The sequence below is a fragment of the Neptuniibacter sp. QD48_55 genome, from assembly GCF_047778115.1.
Taxonomy (GTDB): Bacteria; Pseudomonadota; Gammaproteobacteria; order Pseudomonadales; family Balneatricaceae; genus Neptuniibacter.
Genome location: NZ_CP180555.1, coordinates 958,915 through 975,334, shown reverse-complemented (window position 1 = coordinate 975,334; position 16,420 = coordinate 958,915). Strand labels below are relative to the sequence as shown.

Below are 16,420 nucleotides of genomic sequence, written 5' to 3'. Positions count from 1 at the left end.
CCGTGCCTAAGTTCGTTATGAGGGTTTCAGAAGAGATTAGCTAAGAAACTTTCTCTAACAACAACGCCGTAATCGACTTAAGCTGGCGCATCATCTGTTTACGCCCCTGCCCTTTGACTTCCAGCTGATCCCAGCTTTTTTGCTGAAGATTGCGCTCAATCAGCAGCATGAATTCTTCATTTTCGAGCAACATTTCCAGCTGCTTATCTTCCACCTGATCCAAAAACTGTAAAAGCAGCTTGTGGATAGCAAAAGCACAGCCTTCGTAATTGCGGTTATGCACAGCAAATGCGATTAGATCAGATTGATCGTGGGCGGTTAATTCTGGAAGATAACCCCCATGCTGTAACAACCGGCACACCACAGGCAGATCGAGATCGACCAAGTCATCACTCAAGCGATAATTTAGCTGCTCAATAAAGCGCTGTCTCAGCTGTTTCTCTAAGCTCTGCCCTTGCTCTGTTAAAGGCGATAGAACCAACGCGGCATGACAACCGCTGACACTGTCACGAGTAGAACCCATACGTACGGTCTCAAACCCACAGTGTTGCCAAAAACTAATCAGTTCTGCACTAGCGGCAAAGCTGGCACCGAAGTAATCCCAACCTGCAGACTTCGCACTTTCAGATACTGTGGATAACAGCGCTCGACCTAAACCTTTATGCTGTAGAGCGGGATGAATCGCGATTCGCATAATCCGACCAGCCTTAAGCGATGCCGCCTCCTTTGCACCTTCTTGCCCTACCAAGGTTTGCGGTAAAAGATGACCTCGAGGACGACGTTTACCCGACCAGATATCATCGACCAACTCTTCCGGCAGAGGGCCTTCCTCCGCGACCAGCGCAGCGCCAGCAACCTGACCACCGACCTTCATTAGCCAGATATGCAGGTTTGGACTATCTAAAAGCACCCGCAAATCACCAGGTGATGTACGATAGTGAGCCAACACTAACAAACCAAACAACTGAGTTAAGGTCTGATAATCTTCTGCAAGTTGATCACGATCTAACTTCTCTATCTGACAGTCGGCAATAGACTGACAACTGTGTTTTAGATCGTCAGCCGAAGCAGGCTCGGCATTGAGTAACAGCAGATTAAAGGTCAGCTGTTCCAGAGGATCATTGCTGGCCCAACGGATCGGCTGATTAAGATGAAGCGATTTTGCATTGGGTGCATGCTTTTCCAGTACTTGTTTAAAGCGAACCGCAAAGCCCTGCCCTGTGCCTTCGTAACCATGAATAGTTGATGCAAAGGCAATACGAGGGAAACGTTGCAGTAACTTACTTAATACAGGTACCGGAATCGCTGCCGCTTCATCCACCAACAGTATTTGCCCTTCGCCTTGTTCTTGCAACGCTTGCTCTGGCGTCACGTAACGGATGCAATGATCTGAATGGCAAAGCTTACCCAGTTGATAGTCATAATCAGGCAGTAATTGATGAGCCATACTGAAAACTTCATCTACGGATGACTGTTCAGGTGCGGTTACTAAGATATCTTGGAAATCTAGGCCTGATAGCTGTGCAGCAGCGATACCTAAAGCAACCGATTTGCCACGCCCTCTGTCTGCAGTAATCACTGCAGGACGTCTACCCCGACGAAACTGAGATAGGATCAACTCAACCGCTTGTTGCTGATCCTTGGTTTTACTCGGCAACACCACATTATCATCTGGCTGATCAGCCAATGCTGCGGAGCTTGGCAACTCGGCTTCTACACCTGCGAGCGCTTGCCCTTCTCGATACACCAGCGTGTAGGCATCATCTTCTAAAATCATCGCTAGACGCGAGATAAATCGACGACCAGCATCGGAAGAGCAATAAGGGTGAGCGACTAAGCTTTGATGTTCTGGATCGTCAAACTCGGCCCAATGATCTAGATCGGGACAGAGTAAAACCAGCACTCCACCGCCGCTTAACGTACCGGAGATCTGTCCAAAGGCGTTAGGATTAAAACCGGACCAACCATCAAAGATCACTGCCGAGAGCGACTGGCCTAATAACTGATGACATTGAGTGGCGCGCACAGACTGAGCTTTAACCGGCGCATGCTCACTGACCCATAGCCATTCGGTTTCGCCATTTAGCTCTCTTGCTTGCTCGTAACACCACTCTTGAGTACCGCTCACCACCAGTAATCGACGATGCTGTTGTGCCTGTGCATCGTTAAGCAATCGAGAGTACAAGGTTGTTAGAGCAGTCATCAATCAATCCCTTTCAGCTAGGTGGATCTATTAACAATGAGCTTTACGAGTCTTTTAGAAGTTCACGAAGTTCAGCTTTTCGTTCAGGCGAGAGATCACGGCAATCAATACCTTCTAAGGCACCCACCAGCGCCCACAACAGATTGATACTGACCTTACCGCCACGCATAGACTTAATCATCTTATACGTAGCTATTGGGCCGACTTGTTCTAGATCAGCTAAGGAGTAGATTTCGATCTCAGCCAGCCATCGACGACTGACCGGCCCAATATTCCGCATCAGGCCAATCGACCTATACGTTATAGGTTAAAGGCGGCTCTTTAACGCCATCCACAAACGCATGGAACTGGTTACCACCTTTAGCTTCAGCTTCTTGAAGTTGTTGAGTAGACAACTCTAAAAGGTATTCAGGGGTAAGCAAACGTGAAGGCTGCATAGTCGCCACACCGATACTTAAGGTAACGACTCGATCAATCGGCGATGCTTGATGAGGGATGCCGTGATCATAAATTGTGTTACAGCAACGTTCTGCTAATTGAATCACCATCTCATTAGTGGAAGGCAGAATAAAGGCGAATAAATGATCATCAATACGCGCAATCATATCACCCGGACGACCCACAGAATTTTTGAGTACACTAGAAACCTCTTGTAGCATCTCTTGTGCAGCCTCAATACCATATTCGTCACTGAACTCTTTAAAGCTATCAATCTTCAACAGCATCATGGTGAGTGGCGAGAACTCACGTACAGCACGTCGACACTCAACATCCAAAGCTTCATTGAAATGCAGTTTGTTGACCAAACCTGTTAATGGATCAGACCAACTAGTTTCTGCCATCTGTTCAGTCAAATTCGCTTGTTCAGTACGCAACGTTTTAACATGACGACTCACGCGTTTCAGATAGGAAGCCACCAAGAAAGAAAGCAGTAAACCGGTCATCAAAAACAGGGCTGGGGTAAAACTCATACCTGCAGCAATGCGCTCTTCTGTGGCAGTAATATCTAAATTCCATTTTTGATCTAGTAACTGAACAGAGCTAGAAAGCATCGCATCTAGAGCAAGTGAAGTGTGATCGTGCGCTAGGATCACCTGCTTGTTCGCATCTGTCAGCGTAAATTGAACATCACCTAATACCTCTTGAAGTTGGCTTTGTTCCAGTACGGAGTTAAGCGAGATAATACCAGCCAGTTGGGCGTTGCCAGCTTGAGCTGAAACCAATGCGAAGGTTTCTTGATCTAAAGTCAGTGTCTTAACCTGCTCTGAGGACAGGCTACTTAATGCCTCAGAAACTTCAGAACGGTTAAAAATAGAATCGGTAGAAGAGTCAGCTATACGAAGCGAGATATCACCATTTTCGATAGCCATCCCTTTCAAAGAGGTATGGCGACTAAACAAGCTATTAATGATTTGTTGCAGTCGTGCTTGATCGGCCGTCTGATCTAACTGGTAAACGGCCTGTAAGGTTTCTAGAGAGTAAGTATTCTGAGTTAATGATTGCTGGAACGATGCTGTTCCTTGTGTCATTTCAACCTGAAACTGTTGAATAGCCGCATCACGCTCCTGCTTGAACATAAATAGAAAAATCAGCAGTGAAAATAGCGCACCGCAGATCGCAAAAACAATCGATAGATCGATCTTTTTTCTATTCGTTTGTTGAGGGCTAGCAGCGTCTGAAGCAGACATTAAAAAACTCCGAATAATCAACCAGTAACAATCAGTAAAACCTTTTTTACTAACTCTTGCAACGATAGTGCAGACTCGGGCTTTTTTCCAGCTTTTCCGCGGCTTGCAGCAGCATATCTAAACACGAGTCTGATATAGTGCTCTTTCTTGAATCAGAACAAAGGCTCTATTGTGTCTCGCATTGCTATTTTTGTAGACGTACAGAACATCTATTACACCACCCGTCAGGCGTTCGGCTGCCCGTTTAACTACCGTAAATTCTGGCAAGAGATCAGCAAACAGGGAGAGATTGTTCACGCCTACGCTTATGCGATTGAACGCAAAGATGACGGCCAGAAGAAGTTTCAGGATGCCCTGCGTCATATTGGCTTTGATGTAAAACTAAAACCTTATATCCAACGTAAAGACGGCTCGGCCAAAGGCGATTGGGATGTAGGCATTACAATTGATGTGATGGATACCGCACCTGATGTGGATAAAGTGATTTTGCTTTCAGGCGATGGCGACTTTGATCTCCTACTCGCACACATCAAAAAACGTTATGGCGTCACTACCGAGGTTTATGGTGTAGAAGCACTTACCGCTAAATCCTTGATCAATTCAGCGGATCAATATCACTCGATCCTGCCGAATCTATTGGTCTGCTAGAATCCATTCAAGCAAGCCCTCTTGACCACAACCTAAAGTGGCTGACATACTCAGCCACTATGAAAACCACACCTAACACACAGACTCTTACGACAACTACGTTGCGACGCCGCGTATCGATTGCCTGTGCCTCTTTGGGTGTTGGATCTCGACGACGCAAATAACTCTTAAGCGTTCCAAATTCCCGAAAAGCCGCAGGTAACCCCTGCGGCTTTTTTTTGCTCTAAATTCTCTCAAGGATATAAAAATGACCTATTTCACTGGAGTAGCTCCCTCACAATTAAGCGATCAAGACACGCCCGTTAACAACCCGCTGACCGATAAAGACTTTGTAATGCCGATCGCGCCAAGGCCAGAACTCTGCTTTACCCAAGGTAAAGGACACTACCTGTTTGATCAGAACGGCAAACAATATCTGGATATGGTGCAAGGCTGGGCGGTGAATACCCTCGGGCACAGCCCAGATCTAATCCAGCAAGCACTAATAGAACAATCACAACAACTGATTAATCCCGGCCCTGGGTTCTACAATCAACCAATGATCGAGCTGGCTAAGACCCTGTGTAAAAACTCAGATTTTGATCAGGTATTCTTCGCCAATAGCGGCGCTGAAGCCAATGAAGGCGCTATTAAGCTGGCAAGAAAATGGGGGCAGATTCACAAACAAGGTGCTTTTAAAATCATCACCTTTGAACAGAGCTTTCATGGCAGAACCCTAGCGACCATGTCCGCCACCGGTAAAGCGACCTTTGCGCCACTATTCGAGCCGAAAGTGAGCGGTTTTACCAAAGCCCCTTATAACGATTTAGCCGCAACCGAAACTGTAATCGATCAACATACAGTCGCACTCATGCTTGAGCTAGTCCAAGGCGAAGCAGGCGTCATCCCAGCTGATAGCGAATTTGTTAGAGGCTTAGAAGCCCTGTGTAAAAAGTACAACCTGCTGCTGATCATCGATGAAGTACAAACCGGCATCGGTAGAACCGGTAACCTCTTCGCTTATCAAGGTTTAGATATCCAACCGGACATTATGACCTTAGGTAAAGGCTTAGGCGGTGGCGTACCGATTTCAGCGCTGCTCACCAAAGCCGAGCACAGCTGTTTTGTATACGGCGATCAGGGCGGTACTTATAACGGCAACCCGTTAATGTGCTCCGTCTCGCAAGCGGTTGTGAATAAAGTACTGGAACAAGGCTTTCTCGCTAATGTTGAACAGATGGGTCAGCTACTCAGCCAAAAACTCGCTGAGCTTTCTCAGCAATACTCACTAGGTTCTGTTAGAGGTAAAGGCCTTCTGATCGCCTTAGACACAGGCAAGCTATCGGCACCCGAGCTTGTGGATAAGGCTAGAGAGCATGGCCTACTGCTGAACGCCCCGAATGAACGCACCCTGAGGTTTATGCCCGCGCTGAATCTATCTGAAAATGAGATTAATGAGTGCTGCGCTATTTTGGCTAACGCAATAGAATCTCTCTAGATGCTTATGTTGCAGGGCAAGATGTGAATAACGCTTGCCTTGTATATAATCCCTGCACTTTCAAATTGGATTCCTGTAAGGACAACGGATGTTACTCAAACGCTTAGAAGGCGGCGAACTACGTTTTGGCGAAGGCCGTATCAGTGGCTATATCGCCGTAACGCTTGCCCTACTCTCACTACTCGGCGTCTGCGCCTTTCACTTCCCTGAGTATCTTACAACGCCTGAGCTGCGCGCCGCTTATGACGTAAATGTTCTGCGCACAGTGATGTTTGTATCGCTGATTATCTCGGGTAGCTTGGGACTACTTAACTTTGTGCGAAATACCAATAAACGCGCAGGGCTTCTGGCTTGGGTCTTAATTGTGATTGCGATCGCGCTGGGCGGTCATCGAGTAGAAGTGGGAGAGATCCCAACCGATACACCTTACATAGGTTTGGACTGGTTTATTCTCGATCTACTCGGCTCCACCCTGGTCTTTATCTTTATCGAGAAGATCATCCCCCATCGTAAACAAGCGATTCTGCGTCCAGAATGGCAAACCGATCTACACCACTTTTTTGTAAACCACCTAATCGTCGGCTTTGTGTTACTGGTCGCGAATCAGTTTGTATCGGGTGCATTTGGTTGGGCAGTAGAGCGCGGATCACAAGAACTGATTCAAGGTATTAACTGGTATGTGCAACTGTTCTTAGTGTTGCTAGTCGCTGATCTGGTTCAATACGCTCTACATCGTGTATACCACGAAGTGCCTTTCTTCTGGCGCTTCCATGCAATCCATCACAGCGCCAAAACCATGGATTGGTTAGCAGGCTCGCGCCAACATATAGGTGAACTGATTGCGACCCGCTGCTTTGTGTTAGCACCGATCTTTGTGCTGGGTTTTGATAAAAGCGTATTGGATGCCTACATCATTATTGTTGGCTTCCAAGCGGTACTAAATCACACCAATGCCCAAATCAACTTTGGCTGGCTGAAGTACATTATCGTGACGCCACAGTTCCACCACTGGCACCACTCATCGGATAAAGCGGCGATTGATCGAAACTACGCAGCGCATTTTGCTTTTATCGATTATCTCTTTGGGACTGCTGTAAAAGGCCAAAAAGAGTGGCCGCAGGATTACGGAGTGGTTGGCGACTATGTGCCTGAAGGCTGGTTAAAACAGCAGGTTTTCCCGCTTAGCTCTAAAAAATAGTCTAGTAAGAAATGATAGCTATTTTGCAGCTACAGATCAGATCTGTAGCTGCACATTCTCTTCGATTCTAAGCCGCACTTACCGCGTTCTGATCAGCAATTCTGCTAAAGGCGATTAGCGCTGCTTGCAGTGCTGCTGCAGATGTATCTTCCTTAGTTGCGACACCTTGCGCACTGACACCGTTCACTGTCATAGCAATTGCTGCTTGCGCTTGCGCTGCTGTGCCGGTCGCGATGGCATGTTCATCAAACTGAGTGATCTCGATGGAGCAAGCATACTGTTTCTCAAGCGCATCACTTAGCGCTTCTAGAGCTCCGGTACCTTGGCCATTAAATACAGTGTTACCAACGCTAAATTTAGCTTCAACTTGTTGGTTGTCAGTGTGCAGATCGTAACGATCAAGCTGCCATTGCTCTGGTACGGCAACAAAGTGCTGTTGATAAAGTTGGTGAATCACTTCAGGAGAGATCTCAATACCCTTTTGCTCAGCAGCAGACTGAACCACTTTACTTAGCGGGATATGCATCCATTTTGGTAGCTGGATACCGTAATCGCGCTCCAATACCAAGGCTACACCGCCCTTACCGCTTTGGCTGTTGATACGCACAACCGCTTCATATTCACGGTTAATATCACGTGGATCGATCGGCAAGTAAGCCACATCCCAATGTAGTTGGTTGTGCTCTTGGTGATAGTTAACCGATTTACGAATTGCATCCTGATGACTACCTGAGAAGGCTGTATACACCAACTCACCTGCCCAAGGGTGACGGGCAGAGACAGGCAATTCGTTACAGTACTCAACTACCTCGATAATCTCTTTGATATCCGAGAAATCCAATTCTGGATCAACACCCTGTGAGTAAAGGTTCATACCCATAGTGATGATATCCATATTACCGGTACGCTCACCGTTACCCATCAAGGTACCTTCAACACGATCGGCCCCCGCCATAACACCCAACTCTGCTGCCGCAACACCGCAACCACGGTCGTTATGGGTATGTAAGCTGATACGTACTTGATCTCGCTGTTTTAGGTGACGGCAGAAATACTCAACCTGATCGGCAAAAACATTGGGTGTGGACATCTCAACCGTCGCCGGTAGATTGATCACAACCGCCTGCCCTGTTTCTGGTTTCCACTCAGCGATGACGGCATCACAAACTTCAACCGCGTAATCCATCTCTGTACCGGTAAAACTTTCTGGTGAGTACTGGAACTCCCACTCGGTCGCAGGGTATTTAGCCGCATAATCACGCACCCACTGCGCACCTTGTACCGCAATGCCTTTGATCTCGTCTTTGCTCATGTTGAACACTTGCTGGCGCTGCACAACCGAAGTGGAGTTATACACATGAACATTAGCGCGACGCACACCTTCAAGGGACTCAAAGGTACGCTCAATCAAACCTTCACGCGCTTGAGTTAGCACCTGAATGGTTACATCTTCTGGGATTCGGTTTTCTTCAATTAGCTTACGTACAAAATCAAAGTCAGGCTGAGATGCTGATGGAAAGCCGACTTCAATCTCTTTAAACCCCATTTTTACCAACAAGGTAAACATGCGGGTTTTCTGCTCTACATTCATTGGATTGATCAGCGCTTGGTTACCATCGCGTAGATCTACGCTACACCAATCCGGTGCTTTATTGATCTCTTGATCTGGCCAGGTGCGATCGGTCAAACGGACAGTTTCAAAACGACGATATTTACGATGATCAAACATAGTGCGAATCCATTATTTTTATTCGAGCAGAAAGCCTAAACGGCAAAACCCGCTGTCAGGCGCCTTTGGGGAAGCAATGACAGCGGGAAGTTTTTCAGTAGACACTTGTGGTATCAGTTTTTGAGTTAAAGATTCGATAAACCCTCGTAGGCTGGCAGCGCTCACTCATGATGATTACCCCCTCACATACTGATTGATATGTGATTTGTTACCCCTCAACCGATGAAGAGAAGTTTATAGAGGTACATGCGCAATTACCGATCTAAAAACAACTTTATTTCGCCAATTGCGCAACAAAAAAAAAGAAAATAAACTTAATAGACACATTTTATTGCGCACAAACAAAAAACCATGAAATCTACTGTCAATTTAGACCGCTTCGACTTAAAAATATTGCGAGAATTACAGGAAAACGGCGACCTTTCTAATCAGGAGCTAGCCGAGCGCGTTGGCCTTACCGCCGCCCCTTGCTCTCGCCGGGTAAAACAGCTGGAAGAATCCGGCGTTATTCGTGATCGTGTGGTCCGTCTAAATGAACGCGCAATCGATCTAAACCTTATCGCCATCCTGCATATCAGCATGGACAAACATATCCCCGAACGGTTTGAAGAGTTTGAACGCACTATTCAATCCCTACCGGAAGTAATGGAGTGCTACCTGATCACCGGCCATGACGCTGACTACCAGTTAAAAGTGGCTGTGGCAGATATGGACTGTTACCACGATATATTGCTCGGCAAGATCACGCGGATTAAAGGCGTAACGGGGGTTAAGTCGGCGTTTATTATGCGTAAGGTTGTGGATAGTACGGCGATGCCTTTAGGGTATGTTGGGGGATAGGACGGCTTCGCCGACCTCAAGTGGCTAGTGGCTAGAAAGTCGGGGGGAATAGCGGAGCGTATTAGACAAATCTAGAACCTTCGCGGTGCAATACGCTTCGCTATTGCACCCTACAGATCTTTCACTCAGCAGTGGTCAAGAAAACTGACCACCACTTTGTAGTCATCCCTGTATCTTTCTTCTGCCAAATTCGGTGGTAGCTCCTAACTATGCCGCCGTTGTTTCTTTCTCTGGCTGTTTACTCTGCTCTAATTTCCGCAGGTAGATCTCAGCTGGGATAAAGGCGAATGGGATGACCGATGCTAGCATCAGGCCTAGCTGTTGTTTTGAAGTCCAACTTTCTTTGTGAGAAATGTTCAGCACCTGAATCACGTAGATCATAAATAGAATGCCGTGGGTCATACCGAGTGTGGATACATAATCTCGGCTGATAAACCCAAGTGTAACGCTTAAGATGGCGATGTAAGAGAGGCCTTCAAGAAGGCTGACGATGCGAAGTAATTTGATCATTTTATAAGCTCAAAAATTGGTAAAAATTCTTCAAAGGAAAACGCTTCTAGAGGAATTCTATCGACGGCAGGCTTGGGTGATTCTTTCTGCTGGTACTCGAAGCTGTTCAATCAGATAAACCTTAAACGGCTCTTCGTAAGGCTGTTTCTCAACCGCTTTTTGCATACAAAGAATCCACGCTTCACTCTCCTCTGGGCCAATAGGGAAATGGCTGTGGGCATGGGGAATACGAATAGAGCCGTAATTTTCAGAAAAGAGCTTAGGGCCACCTAACCAACCAGATAGGAAGTAGGCTAATTTTTTGCGCGATTCGGAAAGATCGTCTGGGTGCATTTTACGGATGGTCTGCGCCTCTGGCAGCTCATCCATAAACTGATAAAAGTCATCGACCAACTGCGTTAGGCCAGCTATCTCACCTGCCATTTTGTAGGAGTTGTCGTTTACACCGTATTCACAGCTGGGAGTATTCATCAGTAATCACTCGGGCTCTTGTCTATAATTGTGCTATCTCAAATTGCGCAATATTTTAGCAACTTATCCGGTCCAAAACCTGTCGGTTATTTTGGAGAGTTAGTAACAAATCTCGATGTATTCCCCTTTTATTTAAAGGGTTACTAAATTTGAATGCAATTTATCAAAGAGACAGATGTAACGCTCTAATACCTTAAGGTTCAAACCTTCATCAATAGAGCTCCCTCCCTGTCTATGCTACCTTGCTCGGTCTACTAGCCTGTAGTTGTTGTTTTACCGAGAAAATGTATCTGTGAATTCAATCCAACACTGATAAATGCGAGATTTAAATGCCCTATGTAAATGTTCAAGTCACCAAAGGTGTCACTCGAGAGCAAAAAGCAGAAATTGTTAAAGACATTACCGGCTCCCTACAAAGAGTACTCGGAAAAAAACCTGAACATACCCATATTGTGATACAGGAAATTGAAGAAGAGGATTGGGGGTTTGCCGGTATGCTTACAGATGAATGGAAAAAGAGCCAATCATAATTGCTCATATATCATTCGGATTAACACCGCCCTACTACAGGCTTTCTGGGCGGATCAGGAGCTCATTACTTTATCAAATCTCAAACACCCTAAATAAAAAAGGTAAGCCCCACTTTAAATCTGATCTCTGCACAGTATTTAAAGTAGGACTTACCAAGCTCGCTGGAAGAAGTCTGTTCTGCCGTTTTAACCGGTTTCTTTTAAAGAGTTCTCTTTCATCGCATCAACGGTAAAGGCCATACCTGTGCCTAAGCCAACATCTGCACGTAACCCTAGTCTTGCTGAAGCGCGGCCTGGATCGCCTAATGAAGTTGCGATATCACCGGTTCTGGCAGGTTTATGTTCTATGTTCACCTCTACTCCAGCTACCATCGATAAGGTTCGTGCTAGCTGCAAAATTGAGGTGGATTGTCCGGTGCAGACATTAAACACTGATGCTTCACCTTTGGTATTTTCCATGGCAGCAATCAGGTGTTTGACCACGTCGGCTACGTAGATAAAGTCGCGGGTTTGTTTACCATCACCAAAGATCGTAATGGGAAGGTTGTTAAGAATACGATCTATAAAGATGGAAATGACCCCAGAATAAGGTGAAGAGGGATTTTGACGGGGACCGTACACATTGAAAAAACGCATCCCCACAGTGGATACCTTATGGTTTAGCCAAGCAACTCGGGCATGGTGTTCACTGCCTAGCTTGTCAGCGCCGTAAGCACTGATAGGCCGAGGAGCTGATGTTTCATCTAAAGGAATAGTAGCGTTGTCACCATAAATAGCGGCTGATGATGCGTAAACCACAGGGATTGCGTCTTTGCTGCCGCTATGTCGTGCTGCTTCGAAAACATTCACACTACCCTGCTGATTAACCTTATGCGTGCCCACCCAGTCAGAATTGGATTGCTCTACCGATGCTATTGCCGCTAAATGAAAGCAGCCATCCATCTCTGACATCGCACCTTTAACAATGGCTAGGTCGGCTACATCACCCAATACAAGCTCTACCTGATCGGGTAAATAGTCCACTGCACCTGTTGATAAGTTATCCAATACTCTGACTTGATGACCTTGTGCTAGTAAGGCATCTACCAAATGTGAACCAATAAACCCACAGCCTCCAGTGACCAGATATTTCATAGTATTTCTCCTTACTATTGAAACCAATTTGCTTGATGTATTGGTTACAGCAAGAAGCCAGCCAAAATATTTATCCTTAAATTTCAATAAGTTAAAAAACAACCAAAAAACACAGCCTCATTTTGTTTCTCAAAATGCGAAACATTTCTGCAAATTGCGTTAATTAACCTGATTTTAAGCTCCCCCTTACCCACTCAGATTGGCTCAATGAGCTAACCAGCTGTTTTTACTAGAGAAGCTTTTGAATGGCCTAGGCCTTGCTGATATCTGGATGAACAATCTCAGCGATATAGGAGGAAGGGATTATGTCTATTCATGACTGGCTTATTTATCAACTGGTTGATAGTCGCCATCAAGGCGGGATCGAGAGCCATATTCTTAACCTCACTCGCTGGTTAAACCAAAACGGTTACCGTAGCGAAGTTATCTTTATGCGAGATTTTGGCGCGCACCCTCTAAAAGATAAGTTAACTGAAGAGGGGCTCCCTTACAGATGTTTAAGTAGCTACCAAGAGCTGTATAAGCTACTCACACACTCCCCCAGTATTTTGAACACCCATGGTTATAAAGCTGGGATTATTGGACGAATCATCGGAAAGCTAACCTCTACACCGGTGATCTCCACTTTTCATTCTGGGGACCTGGGTAAAGGTAAATTAAGGTTTTATAGCTGGTTAGACTACAGCACATCTATCTTAGCTGACCGCGTGCTTAGCGTGAGTGATGAAATCTCTTCTCGATTGCCTATCACATCGCAACAGATCGCTAACTTTGTAGCCCCCGCCAAACTGCAAACAGAACGCGGTAAGGCTGTCGCTTTTGTCGGCCGACTCTCCGGCGAAAAAGGGCCCGAAGCTTTTGCTCGAATTACAGAAAAATTACCTAAGGAACTCCCCTGCCATGTCTATGGCGATGGTCCACTCAGAGCTGATTTAGAACGCGAGTACCCCCACCTCAACTTCTTAGGTCAGGTCGAGATGGATCAACATTGGAATGATATAGGTCTGCTTTGTATTTCGAGCAAAAGCGAGGGCCTGCCTCTAGTAGCGCTCGAGGCAATGAGCCGAGGTATCCCAGTAGCTAGTTATCGATTAGGTGCGATTCCTGATCTGATCGAAGATCATAAATCCGGTTGGTTAGTGCAGGCAGGTGATGAAAACGCGCTCGGTAAAGTGATTGCAAACTGGTGGACCCAATCGGGTACAGAGAAAGCCGCCATGTCGATCGCAGCTCACCACAGAATCTGTAAGTACTACAGCGATAGCACTGTTATCCCTTCAATTTTAGAGATCTACGCACAAGCTGCACACCACAAAGGCTTCTTAAACCTTAAGTTCGACAGGAGGTCATTATGAGAAGTTTAGCTAGCAAAGCGTCAGCTGAAACACTGTTCTTCCCATTAATAACTTACTTAGCGGTGCTGAATGCACTGCTACCAGAAGTGATTCGAACGCTATTAAGTGAGCCGTTCAATGCTGCAGTATTTAATGGCTTAGGACATAGTTTTGTTGTTTGGGTTGTACTTTTTATCAGTTTAAGACTGACCTTAGAGGTACGTTTTAACAAGGTAAAAACGACGCCCATTTATATCTATGCGGGCATTCTTTTATGCGGATTACTATTGATTCCTAACGCCCTATTAAGTTGGCTGGTCGCCGCTACATCTGCATGGTTATGGTTACGCCACCCATTGCAGGAGAAACACAGAATTGCAGCCACGATCCTGTTTGCAATGGCAATTAGGGAGCCTTGCTGCCAGCTCAGTCTGACCTTATTTGCTAACCAAATCCTAACCTTCGATGCCTGGTTTAGCAGTCTGTTCTTACCCCTATTTCAGATTGAAGCTGCGGTTGCAGGAAATACGATCGTGCAAGCCAACGGCTTTAGCTTACTTGTCCTTACAGGTTGTTCAGCATTTACCAATATGTCTCTGGCGTTGCTGCTGTGGTTGACCCTGAGTTTATTAAAACATGGCGAACTTGAGCGAAGAGATATTAAACACGCCGTTATTTTAGCTCTAGTAGTGCTCACCATTAACGGGCTTCGTCTATCCGCCATGACGATCGATCACGACTGGTACAGTTTTTTACATGATGGATTTGGCGCTACCGCCATCGAATTATTTACCTTTATCGTCACATTAATCTGCGTTCGTAGGAGAGATAACTATGAAAATGGCCATTCTACTTCCACTGGTTCTAATTTTATCCACCAGCTTGTCACTCGGTTTAAAAACATTAAAAACCATTAATATCGGTACTCAGGAAGAACAAGCCGGAGCTGTTTCGCTAGATATTCCCTCGCTTCGATACTTGGGCACGATCGAAGCTGCAAACCAAGGCCCCTATAAAGTCAGCGGTTTTCAGGATCAACAATGTGAAGGTTCAATTGCTCTGCTTCCTCTGTTTAGGAATGCCGAAGGTAGCCATATTCTGAAACGCCTGATTAAGGCAGAAGATAATCGTTTTGGCGTTATTTTCCGAGGAAAGATCTACCCTGAATTCCCACAACTGGATTACACCATCGACCGCATAAGAACTGGCGTCTCCACGTTTATTTATTCCACCGAATCTACAGCGACTGCCCAACCTGCGGTTTTGGCTTTTATCGAAATTGGTGGTTGTCAGATTGCAGAAAAGGTAGCACGCATCAATGTTTAGTGCCGCTTTCATAATGCGAAAATTTATCAATTTGAGAGTCATTTAAAAAATGATCAACGACACAAAAACTTTCAAAACACGCAAATTCAATAAGTTACAAATTCAAAGCATATGGAACAACTCTTGCTGCAATTTAATTAGCTCTATCAGTAATACCTTTAATGCATGCAGGTATGGGAGGAGATATGAAACATCAAATACGAAGTATGGTGTTCACAGGAGTGATGATTTCTATCGCGCAGAATGCCCTGGCCGCTGAGGATGAAACAGATTCCTTAGTAAACATACAACTTGAAGAAGGACTGTTAACTGAAGTTCAAACTGCACTGCCTGAGAGTACAGTTGCTAATCAGGAATTTTTGGATACATCCTATGACCCTAATTTAACTCTACAAGAAGATGCGCATATCTCTATAACCTTTCTAGATGAAGGAGCTGGATATCGAAATTCTCTAGGTTATTTTACCTTCACCGATGATGCGTTTGATGGCTTAACCTTTGGAGACATCGATTTGGATGGCTCTGGTCATATCGGTATATCTGAATTACAAAATCTATCCGGTATAGAAACAGGAATGATCTTTAACAATGTTTCAGAACAAGGAGGGGGAGGTAGTTTACTTTCAGGTGATACTGTCACACTTGGAGGTGCAGAAATCACTAATATCGATGGTACAAATTTTAACATGGAAGGGGGCACTGTCTTTGAAGCAGGTACTAATGTCGGTTTCTTCCTCCTTCAAAACGCCTGGGATGGCAGCCAAGTAAAAGGCTGGGACTATACCAGCTCTGATCCTTTAGCCATGTTCACTATCGATTTCTTAAACCCTGAGAATGACAGCTTTGCAACTATCGATAATGCAGATGAATATTCTCGCCATGTTGCCATGATGAGCAGTCTATCTGCTGAAGATGATCTCATTTTAGGCTTTGAGGATCTTGTAAGGCCTTATGGCGACAATGACTTTAATGATGCCGTTTTCAGTATCAGAACAGACCCAGTAACCGCTTTGTATGCAGACGTTCCGACAACTGAAACCGTTATCAGTATGCAGGCGGCACCTGCACCTTCACTGGGCAGTGGTAGTGCGGGTTTATTAACGGCTCTACTCTGTTTTTTCACACTTAGACGTAAACCATTTAAATCAGCATAAGCTGAATACCTTAAAACTACCGAATACGGCCTACGGGCCGTTTTCGCATTTTGCGAATCAAAATTGAAATCCTCTCCTTTTTAAACCGATCAACTGTTCCACAAAAAACCAAATAGCTGCTAACCAGCTGAATTTAAATACTTTCTCAAATATGGCCTGTAATTCGCTCCATTATTGA

Annotated in this window: 16 protein-coding genes; 9 read left to right on the top strand and 7 right to left on the bottom strand. The window is 45.5% G+C overall.

The window, feature by feature from the left end; translation table 11 throughout:
• Positions 1 to 40: 40 nt before the first annotated feature.
• From ACMXYW_RS04335 to ACMXYW_RS04325, 3 genes are read right to left on the bottom strand one after another with little or no spacing between them, the layout of a single operon-like run.
• The gene (locus tag ACMXYW_RS04335) at positions 41 to 2,203 is read right to left on the bottom strand and encodes a tRNA(Met) cytidine acetyltransferase TmcA (RefSeq protein WP_415905347.1); all 2,163 of its coding nucleotides are present in this window, start codon (positions 2,201 to 2,203) and stop codon (positions 41 to 43) included.
• 43 nt (positions 2,204 to 2,246) lie between these two features.
• Positions 2,247 to 2,483, bottom strand: coding sequence for a TfoX/Sxy family DNA transformation protein (locus tag ACMXYW_RS04330; protein ID WP_415900385.1), 237 nt, complete (start codon positions 2,481 to 2,483; stop codon positions 2,247 to 2,249).
• 13 nt (positions 2,484 to 2,496) lie between these two features.
• A complete protein-coding gene (locus ACMXYW_RS04325) occupies positions 2,497 to 3,891 on the bottom strand; it encodes a GGDEF domain-containing protein (RefSeq protein WP_415905346.1) in 1,395 nt (464 codons plus the stop codon).
• Between the two features lie 171 nt (positions 3,892 to 4,062).
• Here ACMXYW_RS04325 and ACMXYW_RS04320 point away from each other — a divergent pair, with 171 nt between their 5' ends.
• The 3 genes from ACMXYW_RS04320 to ACMXYW_RS04310 all read left to right on the top strand — a co-directional run bounded on the left by ACMXYW_RS04320 (position 4,063) and on the right by ACMXYW_RS04310 (position 7,214).
• Positions 4,063 to 4,539 (top strand): NYN domain-containing protein, encoded by a 477-nt coding sequence (locus tag ACMXYW_RS04320; protein WP_415891422.1) that lies wholly within the window; start codon positions 4,063 to 4,065, stop codon positions 4,537 to 4,539.
• Positions 4,540 to 4,786: 247 nt separating this feature from the next.
• On the top strand, positions 4,787 to 6,016 hold the full coding sequence (locus ACMXYW_RS04315; RefSeq protein ID WP_415905345.1) for an acetylornithine transaminase: 1,230 nt from the start codon (positions 4,787 to 4,789) through the stop codon (positions 6,014 to 6,016).
• A gap of 88 nt (positions 6,017 to 6,104) precedes the next feature.
• Positions 6,105 to 7,214, top strand: a complete 1,110-nt coding sequence (locus tag ACMXYW_RS04310) for a sterol desaturase family protein (RefSeq protein ID WP_415905344.1) — start codon at positions 6,105 to 6,107, stop codon at positions 7,212 to 7,214.
• A gap of 67 nt (positions 7,215 to 7,281) precedes the next feature.
• Here the strand turns inward: ACMXYW_RS04310 and leuA are convergent, their stop codons facing one another.
• Positions 7,282 to 8,943 (bottom strand): 2-isopropylmalate synthase, encoded by a 1,662-nt coding sequence (gene leuA / locus ACMXYW_RS04305; RefSeq protein WP_415905343.1) that lies wholly within the window; start codon positions 8,941 to 8,943, stop codon positions 7,282 to 7,284.
• Between the two features lie 351 nt (positions 8,944 to 9,294).
• On the opposite strand from leuA, the gene ACMXYW_RS04300 reads away from it, so the two are divergent.
• Positions 9,295 to 9,783: an Lrp/AsnC family transcriptional regulator gene (locus ACMXYW_RS04300; protein ID WP_415883807.1), complete on the top strand. Its 489-nt coding sequence runs from the start codon at positions 9,295 to 9,297 to the stop codon at positions 9,781 to 9,783.
• A 207-nt stretch (positions 9,784 to 9,990) separates the two neighbouring features.
• On the opposite strand, the gene ACMXYW_RS04295 is transcribed toward ACMXYW_RS04300, so the two are convergent.
• A complete protein-coding gene (locus tag ACMXYW_RS04295; protein ID WP_415905342.1) occupies positions 9,991 to 10,293 on the bottom strand; it encodes a DUF3817 domain-containing protein in 303 nt (100 codons plus the stop codon).
• A gap of 57 nt (positions 10,294 to 10,350) precedes the next feature.
• On the bottom strand, positions 10,351 to 10,764 hold the full coding sequence (locus ACMXYW_RS04290) for a group II truncated hemoglobin (RefSeq protein ID WP_415905341.1): 414 nt from the start codon (positions 10,762 to 10,764) through the stop codon (positions 10,351 to 10,353).
• A gap of 329 nt (positions 10,765 to 11,093) precedes the next feature.
• On the opposite strand from ACMXYW_RS04290, the gene ACMXYW_RS04285 reads away from it, so the two are divergent.
• Entirely contained in the window at positions 11,094 to 11,294 is a 201-nt protein-coding gene (locus ACMXYW_RS04285) for a tautomerase family protein (protein WP_415883793.1), read from the top strand.
• A 186-nt stretch (positions 11,295 to 11,480) separates the two neighbouring features.
• Here ACMXYW_RS04285 and ACMXYW_RS04280 read toward each other — a convergent pair whose 3' ends face one another.
• Positions 11,481 to 12,428, bottom strand: coding sequence for an NAD-dependent epimerase/dehydratase family protein (locus ACMXYW_RS04280; protein ID WP_415900373.1), 948 nt, complete (start codon positions 12,426 to 12,428; stop codon positions 11,481 to 11,483).
• A 305-nt stretch (positions 12,429 to 12,733) separates the two neighbouring features.
• On the opposite strand from ACMXYW_RS04280, the gene ACMXYW_RS04275 reads away from it, so the two are divergent.
• From ACMXYW_RS04275 to ACMXYW_RS04260, 4 genes are all read left to right on the top strand, one after another.
• Positions 12,734 to 13,783, top strand: a complete 1,050-nt coding sequence (locus ACMXYW_RS04275) for a glycosyltransferase family 4 protein (protein ID WP_415900372.1) — start codon at positions 12,734 to 12,736, stop codon at positions 13,781 to 13,783.
• Entirely contained in the window at positions 13,780 to 14,679 is a 900-nt protein-coding gene (locus tag ACMXYW_RS04270) for a hypothetical protein (RefSeq protein WP_415900371.1), read from the top strand. The genes ACMXYW_RS04275 and ACMXYW_RS04270 overlap by 4 nt, the downstream gene beginning before the upstream one ends.
• Positions 14,597 to 15,088, top strand: coding sequence for a hypothetical protein (locus ACMXYW_RS04265; RefSeq protein WP_415883789.1), 492 nt, complete (start codon positions 14,597 to 14,599; stop codon positions 15,086 to 15,088). Before ACMXYW_RS04270 ends, ACMXYW_RS04265 begins: the two co-directional genes overlap by 83 nt.
• 185 nt (positions 15,089 to 15,273) lie before the next feature.
• Complete coding sequence (locus tag ACMXYW_RS04260; protein WP_415900369.1) at positions 15,274 to 16,242, top strand: DUF4114 domain-containing protein; 969 nt, start codon at positions 15,274 to 15,276, stop codon at positions 16,240 to 16,242.
• The last annotated feature ends 178 nt before the right edge of the window (positions 16,243 to 16,420 follow it).

What these genes read in the sequence shown, in the direction of transcription:
- ACMXYW_RS04335 (WP_415905347.1), bottom strand. Translation starts at nt 2,203, where the DNA reads ATGACTGCTCTAACAACCTTGTACTCTCGATTGCTTAACGATGCACAG.
- ACMXYW_RS04330 (WP_415900385.1), bottom strand. Translation starts at nt 2,483, where the DNA reads ATGCGGAATATTGGGCCGGTCAGTCGTCGATGGCTGGCTGAGATCGAA.
- ACMXYW_RS04325 (WP_415905346.1), bottom strand. Translation starts at nt 3,891, where the DNA reads ATGTCTGCTTCAGACGCTGCTAGCCCTCAACAAACGAATAGAAAAAAG.
- ACMXYW_RS04315 (WP_415905345.1), top strand. Translation starts at nt 4,787, where the DNA reads ATGACCTATTTCACTGGAGTAGCTCCCTCACAATTAAGCGATCAAGAC.
- ACMXYW_RS04310 (WP_415905344.1), top strand. Translation starts at nt 6,105, where the DNA reads ATGTTACTCAAACGCTTAGAAGGCGGCGAACTACGTTTTGGCGAAGGC.
- leuA (WP_415905343.1), bottom strand. Translation starts at nt 8,943, where the DNA reads ATGTTTGATCATCGTAAATATCGTCGTTTTGAAACTGTCCGTTTGACC.
- ACMXYW_RS04300 (WP_415883807.1), top strand. Translation starts at nt 9,295, where the DNA reads ATGAAATCTACTGTCAATTTAGACCGCTTCGACTTAAAAATATTGCGA.
- ACMXYW_RS04295 (WP_415905342.1), bottom strand. Translation starts at nt 10,293, where the DNA reads ATGATCAAATTACTTCGCATCGTCAGCCTTCTTGAAGGCCTCTCTTAC.
- ACMXYW_RS04290 (WP_415905341.1), bottom strand. Translation starts at nt 10,764, where the DNA reads ATGAATACTCCCAGCTGTGAATACGGTGTAAACGACAACTCCTACAAA.
- ACMXYW_RS04285 (WP_415883793.1), top strand. Translation starts at nt 11,094, where the DNA reads ATGCCCTATGTAAATGTTCAAGTCACCAAAGGTGTCACTCGAGAGCAA.
- ACMXYW_RS04280 (WP_415900373.1), bottom strand. Translation starts at nt 12,428, where the DNA reads ATGAAATATCTGGTCACTGGAGGCTGTGGGTTTATTGGTTCACATTTG.
- ACMXYW_RS04275 (WP_415900372.1), top strand. Translation starts at nt 12,734, where the DNA reads ATGTCTATTCATGACTGGCTTATTTATCAACTGGTTGATAGTCGCCAT.
- ACMXYW_RS04270 (WP_415900371.1), top strand. Translation starts at nt 13,780, where the DNA reads ATGAGAAGTTTAGCTAGCAAAGCGTCAGCTGAAACACTGTTCTTCCCA.
- ACMXYW_RS04265 (WP_415883789.1), top strand. Translation starts at nt 14,597, where the DNA reads ATGAAAATGGCCATTCTACTTCCACTGGTTCTAATTTTATCCACCAGC.
- ACMXYW_RS04260 (WP_415900369.1), top strand. Translation starts at nt 15,274, where the DNA reads ATGAAACATCAAATACGAAGTATGGTGTTCACAGGAGTGATGATTTCT.